14 protein-coding genes are annotated in these 20,495 nt (G+C 58.0%); 4 read left to right on the top strand and 10 right to left on the bottom strand.

All coding sequences use genetic code 11. From position 1 onward, the window contains the following. Positions 1 to 38: 38 nt before the first annotated feature. From ASF69_RS10525 to ASF69_RS10480, 10 genes are all read right to left on the bottom strand, one after another. A complete protein-coding gene (locus tag ASF69_RS10525) occupies positions 39 to 1,826 on the bottom strand; it encodes a hypothetical protein (RefSeq protein WP_062587303.1) in 1,788 nt (595 codons plus the stop codon). Next, a complete protein-coding gene (locus ASF69_RS10520; protein WP_062587302.1) occupies positions 1,823 to 3,562 on the bottom strand; it encodes a hypothetical protein in 1,740 nt (579 codons plus the stop codon). The genes ASF69_RS10525 and ASF69_RS10520 overlap by 4 nt, the downstream gene beginning before the upstream one ends. A 72-nt stretch (positions 3,563 to 3,634) precedes the next feature. Further along, on the bottom strand, positions 3,635 to 5,092 hold the full coding sequence (locus tag ASF69_RS10515; RefSeq protein ID WP_156462039.1) for a hypothetical protein: 1,458 nt from the start codon (positions 5,090 to 5,092) through the stop codon (positions 3,635 to 3,637). Next, positions 5,092 to 9,432, bottom strand: coding sequence for an NACHT domain-containing protein (locus ASF69_RS10510; protein ID WP_062587300.1), 4,341 nt, complete (start codon positions 9,430 to 9,432; stop codon positions 5,092 to 5,094). The genes ASF69_RS10515 and ASF69_RS10510 overlap by 1 nt, the downstream gene beginning before the upstream one ends. A gap of 415 nt (positions 9,433 to 9,847) precedes the next feature. Further along, positions 9,848 to 10,186 carry a hypothetical protein gene (locus tag ASF69_RS10505; protein ID WP_062587299.1) on the bottom strand — a complete coding sequence of 113 codons (339 nt, stop codon included), beginning with the start codon at positions 10,184 to 10,186 and terminating at the stop codon, positions 9,848 to 9,850. Between the two features lie 459 nt (positions 10,187 to 10,645). Beyond that, positions 10,646 to 11,461 (bottom strand): ATP-dependent Zn protease, encoded by an 816-nt coding sequence (locus ASF69_RS10500; RefSeq protein ID WP_082469696.1) that lies wholly within the window; start codon positions 11,459 to 11,461, stop codon positions 10,646 to 10,648. Then, positions 11,458 to 13,314 carry an ATP-binding protein gene (locus ASF69_RS10495; RefSeq protein WP_062587298.1) on the bottom strand — a complete coding sequence of 619 codons (1,857 nt, stop codon included), beginning with the start codon at positions 13,312 to 13,314 and terminating at the stop codon, positions 11,458 to 11,460. Before ASF69_RS10495 ends, ASF69_RS10500 begins: the two co-directional genes overlap by 4 nt. Further along, a complete protein-coding gene (locus ASF69_RS10490) occupies positions 13,314 to 13,670 on the bottom strand; it encodes a hypothetical protein (protein ID WP_062587297.1) in 357 nt (118 codons plus the stop codon). The genes ASF69_RS10495 and ASF69_RS10490 overlap by 1 nt, the downstream gene beginning before the upstream one ends. A 123-nt stretch (positions 13,671 to 13,793) precedes the next feature. Then, the gene (locus ASF69_RS10485; RefSeq protein ID WP_244475447.1) at positions 13,794 to 14,954 is read right to left on the bottom strand and encodes a hypothetical protein; all 1,161 of its coding nucleotides are present in this window, start codon (positions 14,952 to 14,954) and stop codon (positions 13,794 to 13,796) included. A 247-nt stretch (positions 14,955 to 15,201) separates the two neighbouring features. After that, a complete protein-coding gene (locus ASF69_RS10480; RefSeq protein WP_156462038.1) occupies positions 15,202 to 16,359 on the bottom strand; it encodes a hypothetical protein in 1,158 nt (385 codons plus the stop codon). A gap of 582 nt (positions 16,360 to 16,941) precedes the next feature. Between ASF69_RS10480 and ASF69_RS23255 the strand changes: the two genes are divergently transcribed. The 4 genes from ASF69_RS23255 (at position 16,942) to ASF69_RS10465 (ending at position 20,486) form a co-directional block, all read left to right on the top strand. Continuing rightward, a complete protein-coding gene (locus tag ASF69_RS23255; protein ID WP_162238072.1) occupies positions 16,942 to 17,154 on the top strand; it encodes a hypothetical protein in 213 nt (70 codons plus the stop codon). 55 nt (positions 17,155 to 17,209) lie between these two features. Then, positions 17,210 to 17,602 (top strand): hypothetical protein, encoded by a 393-nt coding sequence (locus ASF69_RS10475; RefSeq protein WP_062587295.1) that lies wholly within the window; start codon positions 17,210 to 17,212, stop codon positions 17,600 to 17,602. 128 nt (positions 17,603 to 17,730) lie between these two features. Beyond that, positions 17,731 to 18,546, top strand: a complete 816-nt coding sequence (locus ASF69_RS10470; RefSeq protein WP_062587294.1) for a recombinase family protein — start codon at positions 17,731 to 17,733, stop codon at positions 18,544 to 18,546. Between the two features lie 89 nt (positions 18,547 to 18,635). Continuing rightward, on the top strand, positions 18,636 to 20,486 hold the full coding sequence (locus ASF69_RS10465) for a recombinase family protein (protein ID WP_062587676.1): 1,851 nt from the start codon (positions 18,636 to 18,638) through the stop codon (positions 20,484 to 20,486). Positions 20,487 to 20,495: the final 9 nt, after the last annotated feature.

Below are 20,495 nucleotides of genomic sequence, written 5' to 3'. Positions count from 1 at the left end.
CTCTTCGGTGAGAGGGCGAATCCTTGTTGTCGCAATCCCTAACATGCGTCTTGACCCGTTAGATGCTGTCCGTCCTCAACATGTGGGCCGATTGCGGTGAGAAGGTCGCGCCAGACCTGTGGTGGAACAGGTAGTCGGTGACATCGGCACGCTGTAAGCACAATCGGCCAATGGCCAAAGCGGACCGCGGACAAGCCATCGTAATGTGGGTTGTTGGTGGCCTCTTCTAATACGAAATTTAGTGCATCCCGCGAACCCGCTGTAACAGGAATGTCGGTGAGGACGGCACCGTGATTGTCCTGCCCCAAGTAAATGTTGTCTTCGCTGTCGTCGTCCGGGAACCATGTCTGAAATGTACAATGGGCGAGCGATTTAGCCTTGAACTCCGCCAGTTCGTCGAAGACGTCCTGCTTTCCCCTAGCTGCTGCCCATTGCGCGAGCATCGGATACAGAATACTGCCCTCGGTGGAATTTCGGCGGTATTCCTCGCTACGTTCGGACGGATGATCGATAAGATCCCAATAGGACGGACTGATCACTGGATACCGACCATGAGCTTTGAACGCGAAAATACTACGGCTGACCAGTTCTTCCGTCCATTGATCTATCGCGCCGTGCATGGCAGGGCGGCAGGCGAGAAACGTGAAGGCAAGGCCAATATCAATTGCCTGCCAATCACCGATCGGAGACAGTAGCGCGCGATTGTTGCTGACGATTTTCATAAGCTGCATGCAGAGTCCGTCGATCCGCGCCAGCGTTGCTTTGTTGACTTCGGCGAGCATTGTGGGAAGCGTTCCGAAATAAACCTCATCGAGCACGACAGGACCTCTGGTCGGCGCGAGTTGCCACACGAGCCACAAGCCTCGCAGCGCCAGGCGCCCGACAAATTCAAATAGCTTAAGGTTTACATCAAGCGATGCATAGGATCCGACTGCCGATGAAAGCGCGTGCCGGGCATCGGCGTGCGGCAAGATTTTTTTCTCGAACAATTCGTCCCAGATCGCGAAATGAAGCTCGAAAAGTTCGTTGATGACAAAGCCCGCTGCTTCTGCCGTCTTTCCCGAGCGCGCGACGTCAGTCTTTAGCAGATGCCAGACCTCAAGCTTGGCGCGTTCACTGGCCCGATAAGGTGCCTCCACATTGTTCGCCTCGCGTGCCCAAACGAACATGATCCACAGGCAAATATTTATCATCCGGGCCTGAGACAGCCGTGCCGTCGCAGTTGAGCCGGGCGTGTCCGCCAACGCGCGCAGAAGTTTACCAAAATGATCCAGTGCGATATCGGGTTCCTCAACCATCGCGACGCTCTTGCGCAGATGGCTTCGCAGTACGGGCGGCAGCAAGCCTTCGCGCAAGATACCGCTGAGGATGACGTCCGCTAATCGGTCGCCATTCCATTCTTCGTAGCTGACGCGTGCGGTGGTGTTACGGGTCATATAGCCGGTCACTTCAGCTCGAACCTGCTCATCGATCGCACCGCCGAACGTAAGACAAATAGCGATCGGCAGAGCGGCATACTCGGGCGGAATCCGGCTAGCGATGTAGTGATCGAGTATTTCGTCGAGGGATGGTCTGAGACTTTGCGGCGATGACGTATTCCACTCATTGCGGTCGAGGTCGCCAGATTTGACCGAGAACAGATGGACGCGGCGAACACCATCACATCCATTGCCGACTGCGGCGACGTCGACGCCATATTGGCGCGTTCCCCGCGCGGGACGCGAGTACACTGTAAATCCTAGCTCGGTAAGCAAATCGGGCAACACGGCGTCAAGTTCACCGCGTTCGCGCAAGGAAGCGAGATATTCACGAATGACAAGCTTCACGGCTTCGCACCTCGCATGGCGCGGAATACCCGCAGCTTGTAGTCAAGATCGAACGGTTCGAGAATATCGAGACGTGGCGCCTCGATACTGTGGCTGAAGCTGTGCATCTTGGTTTCGTTGCGTTGTTTCTTGCCGTCTGACCCTCCGAAGTAGCTGATCGAACGATTGCCATAAAGCAGGACCGAACGGCTCACAAGTGATATGAGCACCGACCTCTTCTCTGCTTGCTTGTGTACCTGCCGCATGGACTGTTGCTGGCGATGACCCTCGATCAGCCGCTCGCGTTCCGAAGGACGCAACTCCTTGATCCGACCAGCTTTGCGCAGTCCCTCAATGTAAGACTCCAGCCGAGCGAGCAGATCTTTAATGATGTGATGTGCAGTGTCGTTTTCATCTTTGGCGCGTTCTTTTAGCCAATCCGCCAATGCGCCCGAAAAGTTGATCAACAATGGATCAAAGAGAAGCTCGACGAACACTTCGCGGCGGGCCTCACTGACGCTCGGAATGAGCCCGAGTATCAGTGAGGCAGCCGTGATTGGATGAATGAACAGATACCCGATCGCACGATGGGCGAGCACAATTTTATCGGCATCTGGTCGCTCGAGAGTGGCATGGTCGACCCCAAGAATTAGCGCCGCATCGCCATGATGACTTCCAACAAGCGACATAGCTGCATGGCCCAAATCGTAACTGAGAGAAAGCAGCCAGGCGGTGATCACTTTCGCCAGTTGATCGGGTGGGAGCTGAAGCAACGAATAGGAGAAGCTGTCGAACGCCTTAAGTGAGCTAAGCTCGCCATGTGCCGTGATCAGCGGCGAGATCAAAGAGAGCGCTTCATCCAGCCGTCCACTTGTAACAAGTTTACTGCCCGCGGCGTCGATATTGTCGAGCGTCCCGCGGTTGCCAGGAGCAACCCTTTGTAGAATTGTTGTGACGCAAGCCACGATGTTCGGGGACAGTTCGTCGCCATGAAACATCAGTTCGAGCGAAAGCTGATGGATTGCGTGACCGCCGACCCGTGGAGTAGCAGCCTCAAGCAACGTGACCGCCGAGGCTTCCATATCGGGATGGGCACGAGCTATCTCGCACATGGCGGTGGCGATATGGCCAAGCGAATTGTCGTCGGCAGAAGGACTGGCGGCAAAAAGCGCGTCGACAGCACGGCCACACATCTCCTGACTCCCGAGGGCAATAGTTCCGACTACTTTCGCTGCAGCAGAACGCGCTGGTGCTCCCGCGCCTCCGAGGTATGCAATCGCTCTAGTGAGCGCTTCCTCAGGCGACTGCGCCGCGAGAACTTGGAGGCCTAGAAAGATATAGGTAGCATCCTCTGGGTCTTGTTCGTTTACCTCGGAGAGCGTTGCCCGAGCACGGTCACCTTGCTCGGCCCATGTTCGAAAAGCTCCATTCGGGCTTCCGGAGGCAAGATCATCACCCGCGCGTGCAACCAAAGACTTCACTGCGGAAACCATCGCGGGCACCTCGGCCTGAAGGGCCGGAATGAGTTCGCAATAGACGTGCATGGCCACAAAGAAGTCATGTTGATTTATCGAAGAACTGGAAATCGTACGTGCGGGTTCGAGAACGTCGATCGTTCCCTCATTGTGGAGCTTGATAAGGGTTGCTTTAAACGCTTTGCCAGCGTCATCACGGTGATGGCGTCGCATGCGCTCGACGAATAGCTCGAGGAGCTCGCCGCACGTGTAACGCTCGATGATTTTTTGCTCGTCTGTCATTGTCCTCGTGCCGCCGAGCGGAAACTCCGCCCCCTCAGTATAGCGGACACTCAACCTTTAATGGAGGCTTCGCTACCGAACAATCTCTTTGTCGTCGAAGAAAAAAGTGCTCTTTTTGACTAGCTCAAGCTCATCGTAGCTTTTTTCTCGACGCCAAATTTTTATATCGGCTGTCCACCCCACCTTCAGCCCAAAACGATCTGCGGCGGCAATTATGTCGGCCGGCCGCATTTCACTAACGGAGCCACAGCGCGTGTTGCCGCCTTTTGGATAAAGATAATTCCAATGATCGTTCCAAGTCGTCCAGCGCCCAATTGGCTGGCCATTAATTTCTGTGAGAATCCCACCGCCTTTGCAGTGATAGGAAATGGGCTTATCGAATATATAGCTAGCTGGTAGGCTTAAGCCGAGGTGCAACAGATCGCCCATCCAATAGCCGAAAGGGAATGGGAAAATGTCTACGCAAAATGGCAGCCGTGTGCCCTGCAGTGTGGGCCGTGCGTAGTCATCGGCGGGCAGTGGACGTGACGAACCTGAAAAAAGCGATCCTTCAGGAAGATCCCACGCTGATGTCCGTAGTTCGGCATAGTCCTCATCTGTAGTAGGTGTAAAGTTTTCGCTCAGGAGCGCGCATGACACCGTCAGAGAGGAAAACTCCGAGATTTTCAATGAAAGCGGCGTCCGCAAGTGAACAGGAACTAGGCCGTCAGTTTTTGTCGCTGCCTTCAGCATCGCTTTGATGATGGGCTCAAACGATGCGTTGTCCGGAGCGAATTCATCGGGGAGTTCCCCGATCCACTGAGGGCGATCAACTGATCTGACATCTACTAGGCCGCGGTTGAGCGGTAAGCACTTGGTTGCGGCGGCCGAGGCCACGTCCAAAGGCATGCGCCATTTATCAACTGCGTAATGGAGTGTTCGCAAATAGGCCGATCGATAGGTGTCGCCTTGACGCTGATCGAGCTGGGCTGTCACACCAGAGCGTTCTAACGACGCCTCGAGGAAATGGTAAGGAAATCCCGAGAGAGGCGCTCTCGTCGAGGTTTGCATGTGCTGCCATTCAAAAGCCCACTGCTTCAGGAACGGGCGACCCGACAACTGTTCGAGCCGGCGAAGTTCTAAGGAGAGTAACGGAGGTATCTGATCTCCTTGATGACGCAAGAAATATTCGCCAGGTTCGAAGGAAGCATGCGCCCCACCCGAATGCCTTGAAGTCCAACTGTCGCCCGCAGCAGCCGACCCATAGATCTCCTTGAGCATGTAATCGGCGAGTATCGACGGGCGTTGGAGATTTTGCGACAGGGCGTCAATGCTCGGAAGGTGATTTGTGCGCTCGGCGAACAAGACAGCAAGGCCCCAGCAGACCTCGTTTTCGGTTCGCCGCTCCGACATCCACGTCAGGTAGGTCTGAAGCGCGGCCGCTCCGAGGGACTCATCAGCCATCAATCTTGCGTATTCACGCGCGGCCTGTAGCCTCACGAACCGAACGGGCCAATTGAGTCGTTCAAGAAGAAAACGTGCCGAATCCATCAATGAAACCATGGGCACGAGGGAATTGGCTGGTCTGAAACCTCGGCGGCCAGAATTTCCACGAAGTTCTTCGCTAGATCATTCGCAAGCTCGTTCTGTCCGACGAGAAGCAGAAAGCGCACAAGGTAGCGATATCCAATTGAAAATGAGAAGCCTGCGCGTTTCAGATATTGAGCTTGATTTGAGGTGTCGTGAATATACTCCTTCCATTTTTCTGGGAAGTGTTTCGCGGCGGCTTCAAGTCGATGATTAATTTCTGCCTCAGAGGTCCAGTTCGATTGCCAGCCGTTTCGGGCAACATGGGCGCGCACTAGCCAACGATACGATTCCTCACGATCTTCTACGTCGAGACTGATATCAAAAGCATCGTTGAGTAGCTCCTCGGCAATACTGCTGGAACGATCTGCACTGGTCACGTCGAAATATTGGCCAATTGCTTTGAGCACTTGCTTTGCGCGGCCCTTGCCACTCCAATGGCGAAGCCAACGCTTCGCTGCCGCTCGTTGTTCCTCGTAGCCAATTCGGTAGTCTGACAAATCCGAAATCAACTTGTCGAACTCACCTACTTTGTATTTCGTCGTATCTGGAGCGGCGATCCTCGGAAAATCGGAGTTGCTGTCTGTCGGGTGATAGGTGTGGTCAACGGGCGCTCCGCCAAGCAATTGAATTTGCTGGATCGAGGCGGCCTGAGCCGCGGCATCGGTGCGCTTCGCCAAGGTCGCCAAGTCGCTGACCTCAACCAAAGTTCGCGCAAGTGCACGTGAATCAGGCGCCGCGAAGTCAGCTAGCTCGATATGTTTCTGGAGGGCGGCTTCCGCAAGATGATAGTCGTCGTCTGCTAAGTGGTGCGAGTAAAACCGAATTAGACGATCGGGGCAAATTCGAGCAATCTTCTCGATCAAGGCGACCCTAGCGTGGTTGGTGCCTTTCCCATCAGTGAATTCAGTAATCTGCTCAATGATCGGAACGATCTTCTCTAGCAGCGGCATGACGTTTGCCCCACCGAGATGAATGTCCTCGATGCTTTCCAGGACGTCGTAGATCCATGGATCCTTTCGCCATCCGTACCCGATGATGCAATTGGCGGCTCGCGCCAAAAGTGACGTCGCCGGCAACTCATACAGCAGTGCATACCTTGCAAGCTCGATCCACCGATCTGCCCGCTCGTTGGACTCTGTGATCGATTGTTCTTCCACCGCAGCAGCAGCATCCAAAGCGAGCTGCGCCATGGATGGTTCAATCAGAGGATTGCTACTCTCGATTTGAGCAGCCATCCACGAATCCTCGTTCCAATGTTTCGAGGAACGAGCCGTGCGCATTTCATCGGCAGTCACCCTCAGGCTACGACTTGCCGGAGTTTTGATAGCATGCAAGCCGACCGCAATCTCGCGAAGTGCATGAACAAAAGAGGCATACTGAGTGCCTTCGGCATTGGTGACACGGTCGCCGCGAACCGGCTCAATTTGGCGCGCCGCATAATAGGGCGAAGCAAATGACAGTTGCGCCCGCCCTGTCGCAATGTCTGTCGCCAAATCTGTTAGGTTCTGAAATGCCTCTCCCGCCCAGCCATCGGGAACTTCACCGTCGACGTCGTAGCCATGGAGACTATTCGCGAGCGCGGTGAAGAACACGGAAACGAAGTAATTCTCGGTAATCGGATTACGTCCGTATTCGTGTTTTTTTCGAATGGAAGCCGCTGGATCCGGAAGGCTTGCACGACGCGGTTTGTCTGCAGACTTATGGAAATGACGCCAGCACGATAGAAGTGGGCTGACCTCAGAGCGAGTTGTGTATACCTTTGAGACATCCTGTCCCGTTATCGATGCAACGATCACCAGAGCATCTTCAACATGCAGCCGCCAGGCGAGGTCCTTCTTTCCCTTAAGTGCCTTTCCCGCCTCGATAAGAAGATCGCTTCGTTTTTCTCTGCGCAGGAAAGCCACAAAGGTCCTGAACGAGCTATCGCGGCTTCCCGCTACGCGAAATCCTTTGAGAAACTTGATTGCGCGGGTCACGTCGGTCTGCGGATAGATCGCTGCGACTTCAAGGAAGTGGCGGACCAACAGCTCAAAGTCAGTATCCGGACGATGACGTAGCTCGATCCAAAGATTTACACGGCGCCGTAGCTCGTCAAAAGCATCCTCGATGATGTCGGACGAACGATCAGGCACCGTCTTAACAAGAGTGACTATTTCTTCGGGGGTCAGTGAGCCGAGTTGGTCGGCCGAAAAAACGACACTTTCAATGTTCGAGGCGGTCCGTATGGCAACCTCACAGAACTGCCCAAAATTTTGAACCTGAAACTCCGGCCCGTTCTCGACCCTTGTTTTGAGAGCGCGAAGTTCGGCTGTGCGGACGAAGTTGTCGCGCGAGAAGGCCAAATCCTCGGCACGCGAGAGAATTTCTACGACCTGTTCGGGCGGCCAACCTTCAACGAGCGAGTCTATAGCCCACTGACGCGTCGTAGCATTGAGCAGATCCTGTTCATTCCCATTCAATGCCTGGATGATCCAAAGCCACCCCCATCTCTGAAACGTGGGAGCATCGTTCCTGAGCCACGCTTCAATCCTGGGAAGGAGAGCTTTGAACGACGCGGAATGGTCGCTCCGCTCAACAGCGAAGGCCAGCAAGCTTCCATGGAACGGGGCGACGCCAGAGCGCTGAAATGCCAGGAGATGGTCAATCTCATCAATGGGGCCAAAGCATCGTCTTAAACCGTCTTCGGTCCATCGAAAGCCGGAGCCGGCCATTGCGTGAACGGTCTGCTTTGCAGAGGGCGACAAGTCACGCCACAGCCCAGCATAGTACTTTCGAATATCACCCTCAGGACAACTTGGAAGCCGTCCGATCTCTTTCGCATCGAATGCGAGTCCCCCTCGAACCATCGCTTCGAAAGAATATATGAGATGCAGTGGGTGGCCCATCGAAATGTCGTAGAACGCGTCTCCAATCGAGCCGAGTTCGTGTTGCTCTGGGCTGTTCGGACGTACCCCGCCGAGCAAAACACGTCCCGCTTTATGCTGCATGATCACCCAGCGGTGAACAGCATCGCGGTCCATGGACGGAACTTCGATCCACGTCTCTTCGACTGAGTATTGCACCAGCCGAAAAGGAAGGTGGGCGTCAGCAACCTTCTGCGTACCAACCAGCACCGTAACGTTGGGCGGGCAAGGAAGAAGGGCATTGAAGAGCTGATTCATTTGACCGAGATCGGCGTATTCCCTAGCCACGTGGTCGAGTCCGTCGATAACGACGACAAACGGTTGCGCTAGCGTCGCGAAATAGGCGCCACAGGCCTCAACCCATTTTCTCAGCTCGGTCGGAGCCTCCTCGAGGCCCTTCACAGCTTCGCCGTAGCGAACAACCATCTGGTCCATCAACGAGGATGCGATGTCCGCAAAATAGTTTCGATCGCCGGTATCAGCCAATGACAAGAAGTAATGGTGCCTCACTGTGGGGATGTCTTGATCACGCAATCGCTCCACGGCATAGCTGAGGTACGTGCTTTTTCCGCGGCCGGGCGAACCCCAGAGCGCCCAGATGCCAGGCCGATTGACCACGCGTTTCATGAGGTCCGCATGAAACGGCAGACTGGGAGGCTCGTATCCGGGAGGGATGCGGAAATCTTGCGAAAGAGGCTGGGGTCTGGTTCGTGAAATGATCTGCGTAAGATGTTTGTGCGTGATCCTCCCGTCGGGCTGTGGCTCGTTCCGTAGCGATGCCCAGCGCCTTGCCTGATGAAGAAGAAGCAGCCAACCTTCGCTGTTGGTAGACGACGGTACCAGTCGGCCACGGAGGACGGCCTCCAACCGATCAATCATTTTCTCCGAATGCTTGAGTTCAAAGTTAGTGAAAAAGCTTGAGGCCTCGTCAGCCCCGCCTAGCTGCCGCTCAATCTTGGTCCTCACGGAGGCTTCCACGGACTTAAGATTAATAAAGGTGTTGCGGAGCGATTTTGCGAATTCGACGTCTGGTCGCCGGTTTGTTCTAAGGCAGGCGGATTTTACTCTGCCTTGAAGGGTCAGCGCATGCAGGGACTTTGCCCATTTTTGCAAGCGAGACGTACCTTTGGGCTTCTTCTCAAGGAGCCACTCCCAATCGAGAAAATAGATGTCGGGTCGCGGCGTAAATTTAACCTGAGCTAGTTCGAACGTTCCGTCCGGCAATAAGGCCACTACGTCCTCCAACGAGCCAAACTCGCTGTCTTCCGATTCCAGCTGCACCCATTCATATCTATCCGGGTCGCGGTAATACTCGATAAGAATCTCAATTCCGATCAGGTCCTGATAATCGTATCCAGTGCGCGTTATCGCCGCGTTTTTTATTGATAGCTCTGACACGTATCATGATCATTGAGAGGTTGCCGACAAGTAACCATTATCTATTTGTGATTGCCTATCAACTGAAGATTTAAAGCAGGCGGGCACCGAAGTTGGGGAGGCTTGGATAGGGTCAATGAAATGGGCCCCTGCATACGTGTCTCGACGAAGAACAACTGGAGAAAGCTCTGCTGTCGGAGGACCTCTGCAATTTTGACACGATCACCCGGAGACGCCGTTGGTTATCGTCCGCAACTGCTTCCCGTCTACATGCAACGTAGCTCTCCGTTTCCCGATTCCGATTCAAACGCCGTTTATAGAAGTCACGGGGGGAACAGTCATGAAGAATGCAAACATCGTTTGAAGGACGACAGTCGGCAGCGGTAGCAGGGCGTCGTGCAGAGGCCGCACAGAAGCCACACTGAGGCGGACGACATCAGGCGTCGAGATCGAGATCGTCCGGCCGCTCCATGAGGTGAACCTTGCGGCGGAAAGGCCAATGGCCGTCCCGGTACTTGTCGACGAGGTCGTCGAACACGGCGTAGGACGCCGCCGTGTCAAAACCCTGGGCGACCAGCAGCCTGACGATGCGCTCCTGCATCATCTCCAGCCGTTCCTGGCTCGAGTGGGCGATCGCCTGCGTGATCATCCAGTAGAGCGCCATGCGAGCGAGGTCGTCGCGGCCGGGGCGCCTGGCCTCCCTATGGGCGTCACGGATCTCCTGCTGGTGCGCCTTCTGCTTGCTGTTGCGCTCGGAGATGCTCTGTCGTGCCATGCGACTTGTCCCGTCCTCTCCCCTTCATCGGGCCGACGCCCATCGTCAGACCGCGGCACGAATGCCTGGGACATCCGTAACGGCTCGCCCTTGCGGAATCGTTGATGCGGAGGCTGGAATCGCAAATTTGGGGTTTGGAATCATGCGTCTGAAGTCTGGAATCAAATGAGCGCAATTTGTCTCGACTTAAGATCGGTTGCCGGTGACCTGACATGCATTGTGAATTGCCGCCGACCGGTTCTGAATCAAAAATCTCAACGGTTGAATCGTTCGCCGGGAGTTTTGAATCGAATGACCGCAAGTTGAGTAAGGTTGCCGGCACGATGGATCAGGTCGCCGGTAACCCGAGAAGATGGCGAGCACGGTCAGGCAGGGTTGTCCTTCCCTTTGCTTCGCTTCCTTGATGGTCCCCTCCTTTCGCTTCTCACCTCCTCTCCTTCCGTGTCCCGCGAGCCGCCTTTACGACGGTGCTGTCAGGATGGCTATCACCGCCGCGCCGTCGAGCACCTCGGCATCAAACAGCGCGCGCACCAGCCGGTCGAACACGGGCCGGTTCTCCATAAGCACCTCGGTTGCCCTAGCCTGCCCGAGCTCGAGCCGCTGATGAACGCGGGCCGCGAGCCTCGGATCGGCGCTGAGGACCGGCGTCGGATCGCGGTGATGCAGATAAAGCAGCGGCAAGTTTCCGCCGAAGCCGAGCGCCTGCTCCATATCGAGCGCAATGCGGGTCGCGCGCGCCAGGTCGCTCTGCTCGGCGCCACCGGAGCCTGCCGATACGGTCTTCAGCACGATGAGTTCCGCCGCGCGACCCGCCATGAGCATAGCCAGCAACCGCCCGTACCAATCTTCGGTGTCCGGAGCGTTCGTCGCAAAGGTCACAGCGTTGTGGCCACCGTCCTTAGTGTCGATCGTCAGCCCTTTGATCGAACCGAGACGCAGAGCGTGGTGCACGACCGCATGGCCGGACTCGTGGATGGCGAAGCGCCATCGGATATCATACGGGACCGGCGGGCGATGACCGCGAATGCCCGCTTCGATGTCGGCATAGGTGAGGCGGCGCTTTTCGCGGCGAGCTTTCAATCGCGCTTCACGGACGATCCGTTCAATGTCGGCGCCAGTCAGGCCCATTGCTCGGGTTGCTAGACGTCGCAATGCCTGAAGCACTGGGTTATCCTGCTCGGCCGTCTCCGGCCTTTCGACGCCGCGCTCACCGTCATCCTCCAGGGTGATATCGATCTCGTCCATCGAGCCGACAATTTTGGTGCTTCCCATCATCGCTGACCTCCGATCTGAGTGTCCGATGCGGTGACGGCATCGAGGTCGCTGCCCAGATGATGGGCGAGAATGCCAGCGAGTGTGAGAATGTCGGGCCGCGGGATCTCGATGTGCGTTTCCAACCGTCCTGAGCGGCGGATCGCCTCGTCGATTTCGCCAGGCCGGTTGGTGGCACCGAGGACGATGACGCCTTCGGTCTTCATGGCACCGTCGAGCAATTCCAAAAGCTTGTTGACGCAGGCATTCCAGTAGTCAGCATAAGGTCGCGACGCCGAGGCACGCTTCCCGATGCCGTCGATCTCATCGATGAACAGGATGGAGGGCGCCTGACGCCGGGCGTCCGCAAAAGTGTCTGCCATCCTGCTCAGCACATCATGCAAGTACTCGCCCTGCAGCCAGGTTGAGACAGAGGTGACGACGAGCGGGATCTGCAGCGTGTTGCACAGGGCGCGTGCGAAGGTCGTCTTGCCGGTCCCCGGCGGTCCGGAGAGAAGCAGTTTGGTGCTCATCTGTGACCACGGCAGTTCGCCGCCGAGATAGTCCGCGAGATCGACCTTCAAGCCGAGCGCCCAAGTTTTTGCCGCACCATAGCCGGTCAGCGTCTCGACACGCAGCGCGGTCGGCGCCGATACACCATCATCGGGTTCCGGCAGAATCACTTCGGCGCCCGTCGGCTTGCCTTTCGATTTCCCTTTTCCCGTGGACGACGAAGTAGACGTCGATGATGTGCGATCGCCGCTATTGCCGCCGTCCCGCGACGTCTGCTCTCTTCGCTCGCTCGGGCTTTGCGTAATCAGCCGCCGCGAGGAGGCCGCCTTGTCTCCGTCTTTCTCATCGTTCTTATCGTCGCGGTTCAGCGCCGCGAGCCCTGAGAGCGCATCGAGGCTTGAGAGGATTGGACGGCCGGGCCTGATTGCGATTGCGAGATCGTCGAGCGACAGCGCGCTGGCATCGAGTTTTGCGATGCTGCTGTCATGACGCATGACGGCCCCGCTGCCATAGATAGCTTCCAGCAGGTCAGCGATCAGCAAACGATCGATCCCGGCGCCAGTCAGCCTGATATCGCATGTCAGATCGACCTGGTCAGGCACGCCATTGTGTGTCTCGGAGACCGCGAGAACCGGTGTGCCATCCGCCAAAGCCCGCAGCAACTGCCCGCGCAAGCCTGCCCGGCTCGGGCGATTGGTCTCGGTGACCGGAACCTGCAGGAAGACGCGCCGCGTCTCAGCGTCCACCCACCTCCAGCGATCGTCGGTGAAGGCAAAATCTGCCGCCATGCCGGTGTATGGCCCATACGGCACGACGTCGGTGTCTTCGATGAGCTGCGGCAGTGCCCGCTCAAAGCCGTCTGCGAAGACCGCCACGGAGAAGACAGGTGCGGGTTGGCGCAGGACCGTACCTACATCCCGCAGAGCGACGCCGGATTGCTCCATCGCCGCGGTGAGCAACAGCAGGGTCACCATATGCTTGACGCTCGGACGATACCCGGCCTCGGCAACGACGCGGACGGTGTAAGCAAGTGCGGCCGCGTCATTGCTTTCTTCGCTCGCCGAACGCCGTGCGAAACGCGCCGGCCACACCGGCACGGCCGGTACGAGAATGGACCGGCCGTGACCGTCCTGCGGCGCCTCGACCAGAAAGCCTGCAAAATGATCTCGCACCCACTGCCGGTCCCTTTCCAAGTCGCCAGTGAGATGGGAGGGATCGAAGGCAGGGCTGAAGCAGCCGACGACATGACCGTCGATGATGGCGGTGCTCATCGTCAGCAGGCCGTTGCGGACCGCGAGACGCCGGACAGCCCGGCGCTCGACATGGGCGAGACGTCGAAGGAGGAAGGAAGACAGTCGATCCATCAACGATCCTCCTTCATTGCTGGGCTGCCGGAAGCAATTTCTGTCAGCACGCTCCGATGAGCGGCCGTCCGATGACCCGCGCCGGCCCTCCTGTTGAGGCAGTCGAGAACCAGCCAGCAGGTTGGCTCGCCGGACCGTGCATGGTGGCGCAGGCGGTCGAGCAGCTCGGACGGAATGGCGCGCGTCTCCGACGACCCCTGCCGGGTAAACGCAAGAGCGAGGCCGATGATCAGAGCCGGGTCGTCCTGCGGACGCGGAGCCACAAGAGGCTGATCGGTCTTGGCTGCCTTCGGTCTGCCCCGCTTAAGACGGGGTGATGTCGATGATGATGGGTCGGGCACGATGTCTGCGGACATGCAGGATCTCCTTGGCCCTCCGGTTCAGTGGACGGCGTTTTCAGAGGATGATGGAAATGGAAGAGGCTGCCGCGGCGTCACGCGCCGCAGCCAAAGCCTCATTCAAGCGAAGGCTCGGTAGGCTCAAGCCTCGAGCAGACGCCGCGCGAAGCCGATGCGGATATGCTCAGGCGGCCAAGAGACAGGGTCATCCGCCAGCACTTCCGGATCATCGCGGCCATCGTCGTCATCATCGAAGCTTGGGTCTTCGCAGCCGCCGCAAAGGCATCCGGGTCCGCGATCCCCGGTCTCGTCCGTCGCATCCTCACAGACCATGACACGGGGAAATGCCCGCAGCGTCCTGAAGAGGCGCGAGGATGCTGGGGGTGTTGCGGCGGCAGTGGAGAGGACCGGGGCCGACGTCACCGCCGACGTCTCCGGGAGACCGAGTGCGCGGCGGGCCTCGACCTCGAGAAGCTGCTGCACGCGGCCTCCGAAGCGCAGGCGCAGCTCCGCCATGCAGGCGGCAGCCCCATCGATCTCGAGAAGGTCGTCGATTTCGGAGAGCGCCCAGACACCTGCTGCATGATCGCTCGGCCGACTGGGGCCATCAACGATCGCAACACCGACCGTCTCGACCATCATCCGCTTCTGGCTCTTGTAGAGCCAGTCAGGCAAGATCATCGCTGAGGCCAACATCTTGAGCTTCAGCTCTTCAAGCCGGCTGGTGTCGCCATACGACGCGAGCGACCGTTTGAGATCCAGCACGAAGGCAGCGCGCCTCGCGCAGTTCACGACGATCAGGTCCGGCGTGTAGCTGCCCTTTGCCGGTGCCTCGCAGTCAAGCCGCACACCCTTGAGCTGGCGCCAGTGATTGCCGGCAACCGCTTCGATCGCCGCCTTGACGAGCGGCAGTTTGATCGACTGCATCAGCACGACCAGATCTGGATTCACCTTGGCGAGCCGCTCGACGGCCTGCTCCAAAAGCTTGCCTTCGCGGAACGAGACGGCGCGGACCAGAGAGGCCACATTGACATAGTGGCCGAGGATCTCGTCCTCGACCGGCTCGCCGTCGGCGATGGCAGCGATGGCCTTGTCGATCAGCACGTCGAAGTCTGCCTCGACGTCGGGGTAGCGCACCAGATGCGGGTGGCGACGCAGCACCGGCGGCTCGGGTTGAACAGCGAAGCGCTCACCGAACTGACGACGCGACGCCGAGCCGGCCGCAAAAGACATGGTGGAGGATACCGCTGATGCGGCGCGCGGAACTTCCCCAGCGGGGGTGTTGGCAGTATGAATGGTCATAGCCCGATTCCTTCTTCAACAAGGCTTGAGGGTCAGGCCCTTGGTAGCGTTGGCGCGCTGCCTTGGGCCGCTTGGCTTCATCAGTGAAGCCCTTGTTATGTCGCAGGACCGCAACGGGATCTCAAGGTCCCTGGCAGCGAGGAATGAGAACAGAGCCCGAACAAGGTTAACGGCGGGCTCACGGGCCGCACACGGGAAAGCCGGAATCGGAAAAGGGGCTCGAAAGCCCCTTCTCATCTCGTATCGATCAGTTGGTGATCAGTTCCAGCTTGTGCCGGCCCGGTCCCCTGCGTTGTCCGCGGGTCGCGGAAAGCAATGCAGCCACCGGGTTGCTACCTTCGGCTTCCGTTTCGGCCTGCACATCCGAAAGTGCTTCGGCTCCGACCATCTCCGCCTCCTCAACCTCCTCATCGAGGCCGACGTCATCGTCGTCTTCGATCTCAGCGCGGCTGGACGATGACGCTGCAGCGGCGAACCGCGGCGACGACGGCTCCTCTGGCAGTGGCCACGCCGGCGACTTCTCCTTCGACGTCGCCCATACGAGCATTGGGATCACCACCGTCTCCAACCATGTCTCAAGGCTGTCGGCTTTCGCCCAGTTCGAGCTGTCGCGAAGTCTCCACAGCAGCGCCTCGACTTTCTTCCAGCGAGACGTCGATGGCAGACTGGCCTTCATTGTCGATTTGCCGTCACCCTGCGGCCCAACCCCGGTGCCAAGGCTGCTGAGCAGCTCATAGGCATGGTAAGCATGAACCTCAGCCTTCGGAGCAATCCGGCTCTTCTTGATCCTCTTGCCGGTCCTCTCCGCTTCCGTCAATGCACCCGAGAGGACCTTCAGAAGGCCGAGGAGATTTCGCAGGAGAGCCGTTCGGCTCTCTCGCGTGCGTGTATCGACCATGGCTTTGAGACCATGGACGCCCCCTAGATCGATGACGTCAATCTCGGTCTCGTCCTCGCTCTGCATTTCGTCGCCGGCCAGGATTGCCTTCACGTCAGCAACCTGTATTCGGCCCTGCTCTGCAGCGAACGCGAACGCCGCTTCGATCTTCTCCTCCGGCGCCGAGATCAACTGGATTAGCACCGTCGGCCCGATTGCCAGCTCTACCGCCCGGTCCCGGTAGCCACCAAGGTTCCGGTAGACGCCGCGCCAGTTGCGCGCCGTCCGCGCGGTGATGTTGCACCGCGCCTCCACCCACACCCCGAATGTTCCGTCAGGAATATGAGCGCTCACCTCTTCGAGCAAGGCGCCGAGCCGGAACACGTGATCCGTCTCTTTGCGCCCGAGATCGGTCAGCGACTTCGCCTTCGCCTCGAGTTCCGCCGAGATCTCCGGGGAGATTTCGTGCGCGGCGTAGTCGAAGCCCATGCGCGCTGACGACGCCAGCGCGTTTTTCATCTTCTTCATGTCAAACATCCCTGTTTTCACAGTACTCAGCACAGCCACACCATGTGACTGATAGTGACATTATAACATATATTTCCACTTTTCTCAATTATTACAATAGATTGCGCGGTTTACGACATCATAAAACGACCGCTTTTACTTTGAGAATTACTTATTTTACTCAAGTTTTTCGGCACAAATGGACAAAGAGCTACCATAAAAATATTTCTATACTTGATACGCAATTTTAGGTAGTATTTGCGGCTTTGGTGCCTCTCCAACCAGCCCCGACATCATCGCAAACACAGCGTGCCCCGCAAATGCGAGGATGACACCTTCGAGTCTATCGGCCGTATCAAGAGGTCCTCCGGTTCCCAGCTCGTCACGCTTAAATACGGATGAAGGCCGGCGACACGAATACCGCTGCGGTTAACCCAAACCTATTTAAAAGCAGATCGCGTCTCAGAATGGCACGCTGGGGATGGTTAACATTTATTGCCAAAAAACCTTTCGATTCAGGTAGTTGCAACGATGGCGACGGTAGGCTATATGTCCTTTCGCTCAATACACGGCCCATGCGCCCTTAAGGAAAGGAGATGACAAATGACTACAGCTTTCAGCTATATCATGACGACCATCCTCTCTTCCGGCGCGCCCTTTGCTGCTCGCACCTCGCTGAGCACATTTCTTGGCCGGACCTCCTCCAGCATGGGTGCCTCCGCCCATCGTCGTCGAAGACGATGGCAACCGGCAACCATAGGAGGTCTCCATGCCGAACACCAAGAACCCAACTCGTCCGTCTGCGTCTCCGCGTAGGGCGAAGGCAATCCCACGCGGCTTCAGGAAGCATTCTTCCTGGTGGCGGTCAGGAGTGCCGAAGCTGATCGAACAGATCAGTGCGGTGCTGGCGGATGCCGACGAGCCCAAGGGTCCGCGCGCAGTTCTCATCGAACCGCGTTTCGTGAGCTTTCCGCTGCAGTCGGAGCTGACCAGCGAGATCACGCGATCGAAGCTCGGGGAAGTCTGCTACGGGCTTCCGCTTCCTCCACGGGTCACACTCGCTGACATCAGCACTGCTCTGCAAGGCGAGGCGCTACCTCACCTGGTCGCAGCGCATCTCTGGCTGCAGGAAGTCGATGCAATCTCGCTTCGCGAACCTGGCGGCATGCGGAATGCCGCAGTCAGCACGTTGATCGAACACCTCAGGGCGGCTGCATCAGAGTTCTCGGCTGCGGTCGAGCGGATCAGCGCGAGCAACGCCTGACGCGCGTCGGCGCAGCGGCAATTATTTCCATAAAGCAATTGCCGCTGACGCCGGGCTCCCAAGGGAGTTGCGGACTGATATAAGCCCGCCTCCCGACTTCCAGTCATTTGTAGAACGGGATTGAAGACATGACGAACAAGGTAGCTTTGTACGCTCGGGCTGCGAGCAAAACGGGTGAAGGATCGGTCGAAGCGCAGATCGGGCGCGGCAAGGCGTTTGTCGCCGACCGTGGCTGGGCGCTGGTGGAATGCTTCACGGACGTCGAGAACAACGAAGCCCTCTTCAAAGCCAGACCGGGCATCAAGTCGCTCTGCACCTATATCGATCGCGAACCGATCGATATCATGCTGTGCGACGCGCCTCTGAACGTCTCGGACAACCTCACCCACGTCGCACGGTTTCTCGAGGAGCTCGGCTCCAGTGGGGTCGAGCTGTGGTCGACAGCAAAGGCCGAACGGGTGACGCTGCACAATCTGCCCTATGCCGATAGCGGCGATCAGGGCAAGGAGGCCACTGCTCCCTTTCTCGAGAGCAGTCGTGGGATCCGACAGGCAGGTTTTGGATATAAGCTGTCGTCGGCAGTCGATGCCCAAGGCCGGCGTATTTTCGGGTATCGGGTGGTGCATCCGGAGCAGGCGGAAGTGATCCGCCGCATTTTCCGGATGTATGCCGCTGGCCGTTCGCCGCGCGACATCGCCTCGACCCTGAATGCCGAAGGGATAAAGGGGTCGGGCGGCAAACCGTGGCGGGAGGAGGCTATCTACGGGAACCGGGCACGCGGGACAGGTATCCTCAATAACGTCCTCTACATCGGCATGCGGAAGAATGCAGAGGGAGAATTCGACGGCTATGTCCCCGCGCTACGCATTGTCAGCGACGAGCTGTGGCACCGCGTTCGTCAGCAACAGGCAAGTGTCAGGAAGCGGTATTCCCAGTTCTGGTAACCGCCGCCGGCGATTGAACCGCCAAGAGTGCCAGGGAGGGCACGAACCGCGGCCTCCCTTTCAAAAAATCCATATGTATGGAGCTTGAGATGAAGAAGGTACTGTTTTACGCCCGCTACTCCACCGACCGGCAGCACGAGGTCTCGATCGAGACGCAAATCGAGCTTGGCGAAGCCTTCGTCAAGTATCGCGGCTGGAAGCTGGTCGCAACCTATTCCGATGCCGCGATCAGCGGCACGAGCTATCAACTGCTGCCCGGCATCCAGAGCCTGATGGCGCATGTGAAGCGCGAGCGCATCGACGTGGTTCTTTGCGTGACCGTCGACCGGCTGTCGCGAGACATCGAGCACAGCGCCAAGATCCTCAAGGAACTGCGCTACCGCGACGCCGACATCTGGACCGTCCATGCCGGCACGCCGGTGACGGATCTTGAGATGGCGCTTCGTGCAGCACTCAGCCATGAACTGGTCGAGCAAATCCGCTATCGAACCCGCGAAGGCATGAAGACCGCCGTGAAGAAGGGCAAGGCGTCGACGTGTCTCGCCTATGGCTACAAGCTTTCACAGCAGCGCGACGCCAATGGCGATCGCATCAAGGGTCTGCGGGAGGTCGATACCGTTAAGGCGGATATCGTCCGTCGCATCTATCAGCTCTATGCTGACGGCATGTCGCCGCGCGACATCGCGCAGCTCTTGAACAAGGAAGGCATCCCCGGCCCGCGTGGCCGCAAATGGCGCGACACCGCAATCCGTGGCCATGTTGGCCGGGGCAGCGGCATCCTCAACAACGAGAGCTATATCGGCCGTATCGTCTGGAACCGGCGCCAGTACCGCAAGAATCCGGAGACGGAACGACGTACCGCCCGCGCCAACGACGCCGCCGAGTGGGTGTTCAAAGAAGTCCCCGAGATGCGTATCGTTTCGGACGAACTGTGGCAGCGCGTCAAGGACCGGCAGAGGGTAGTGGGCGATCTCTTCGACTTCGGGCAGAGCAACCGGCTCAACGCGACACACCGGCCGGAATATCTGCTGAGCGGCATGTTGCAATGCACCGAGTGCGGCGGCCCCTACGCGATCTCAGGCAAGGATCGCTATAGCTGCACAAACCGAAAGAAGCGCCTGCCGATCGATGACCTCGGCGGCGCCTGCTGCGGTAACAGCAAGACAATCACCCGCCACGAACTCGAAGAACGCGTGCTCAACTGCCTCCCCGTCGCCTTCTACTCGCTCGATATCTTCGACCGCATTTCCGAGAAAATGGTCGCGCACGAGACGACCAGGTTGAAGAGCGCCCCTTCCCGAAGAGACGCATTGGCGGAAGAGCTTTCGACCATCAAGTCAAAGCAGGCGAGCCTCATGCAGCAGATCCAGGACCGGCATGCCGAAGGCCGGCCGCGCCTCGCCATCCTCGACGACCAGCTCGATGAGCTGGAAGTCACGCGCGAGAAGCTGGTCAAGGAGCTCGCCGGCACGGCCGAAGAGCCGGTCGAGGATTTTCAGGTGAAGATCGGAAAACTGAAGGCGCAGTTCAATCCGGCCAATACGGAGCTTGCGATCCGCAAGCTGATCTTCCTTGCCCGCAACAATGCCGACGAGCAAGCCAAGCGCCGATTGATGCCGATCGTCCGTGATCTCATCCAGACGGTCGTGATCGGCAAGACTCCCGGCCACCAGCCGGCAGCCCTGCAGGTTCATGGCGACATCGCCAACATCATGGCGTCTATGGATGTGATCGACATCCTGCAGCAGCAGTTTGTGGCGGCTGCGCAGAACGACTTCATGGCCCGCATTGCGTCTGGCGAGATCAACACGGAGCAGAAACGCAAAAAGCTCCTCGAGGCTTACGCCGAGGAGCTTTTGCGGAAGTCTCCCGAGTGGGAGAATTTGCAAGTTTCGTTGGTTGCGGGGGCAGGATTTGAACCTGCGGCCTTCAGGTTATGAGCCTGACGA

Origin of the sequence: Rhizobium sp. Leaf311 (genome assembly GCF_001423445.1) — a bacterium.
In the GTDB taxonomy this organism is placed as follows: domain Bacteria; phylum Pseudomonadota; class Alphaproteobacteria; order Rhizobiales; family Rhizobiaceae; genus Agrobacterium.
Note: the sequence above shows the minus strand (reverse complement) of the source record. Positions and strands in the feature narration are given on the sequence as shown.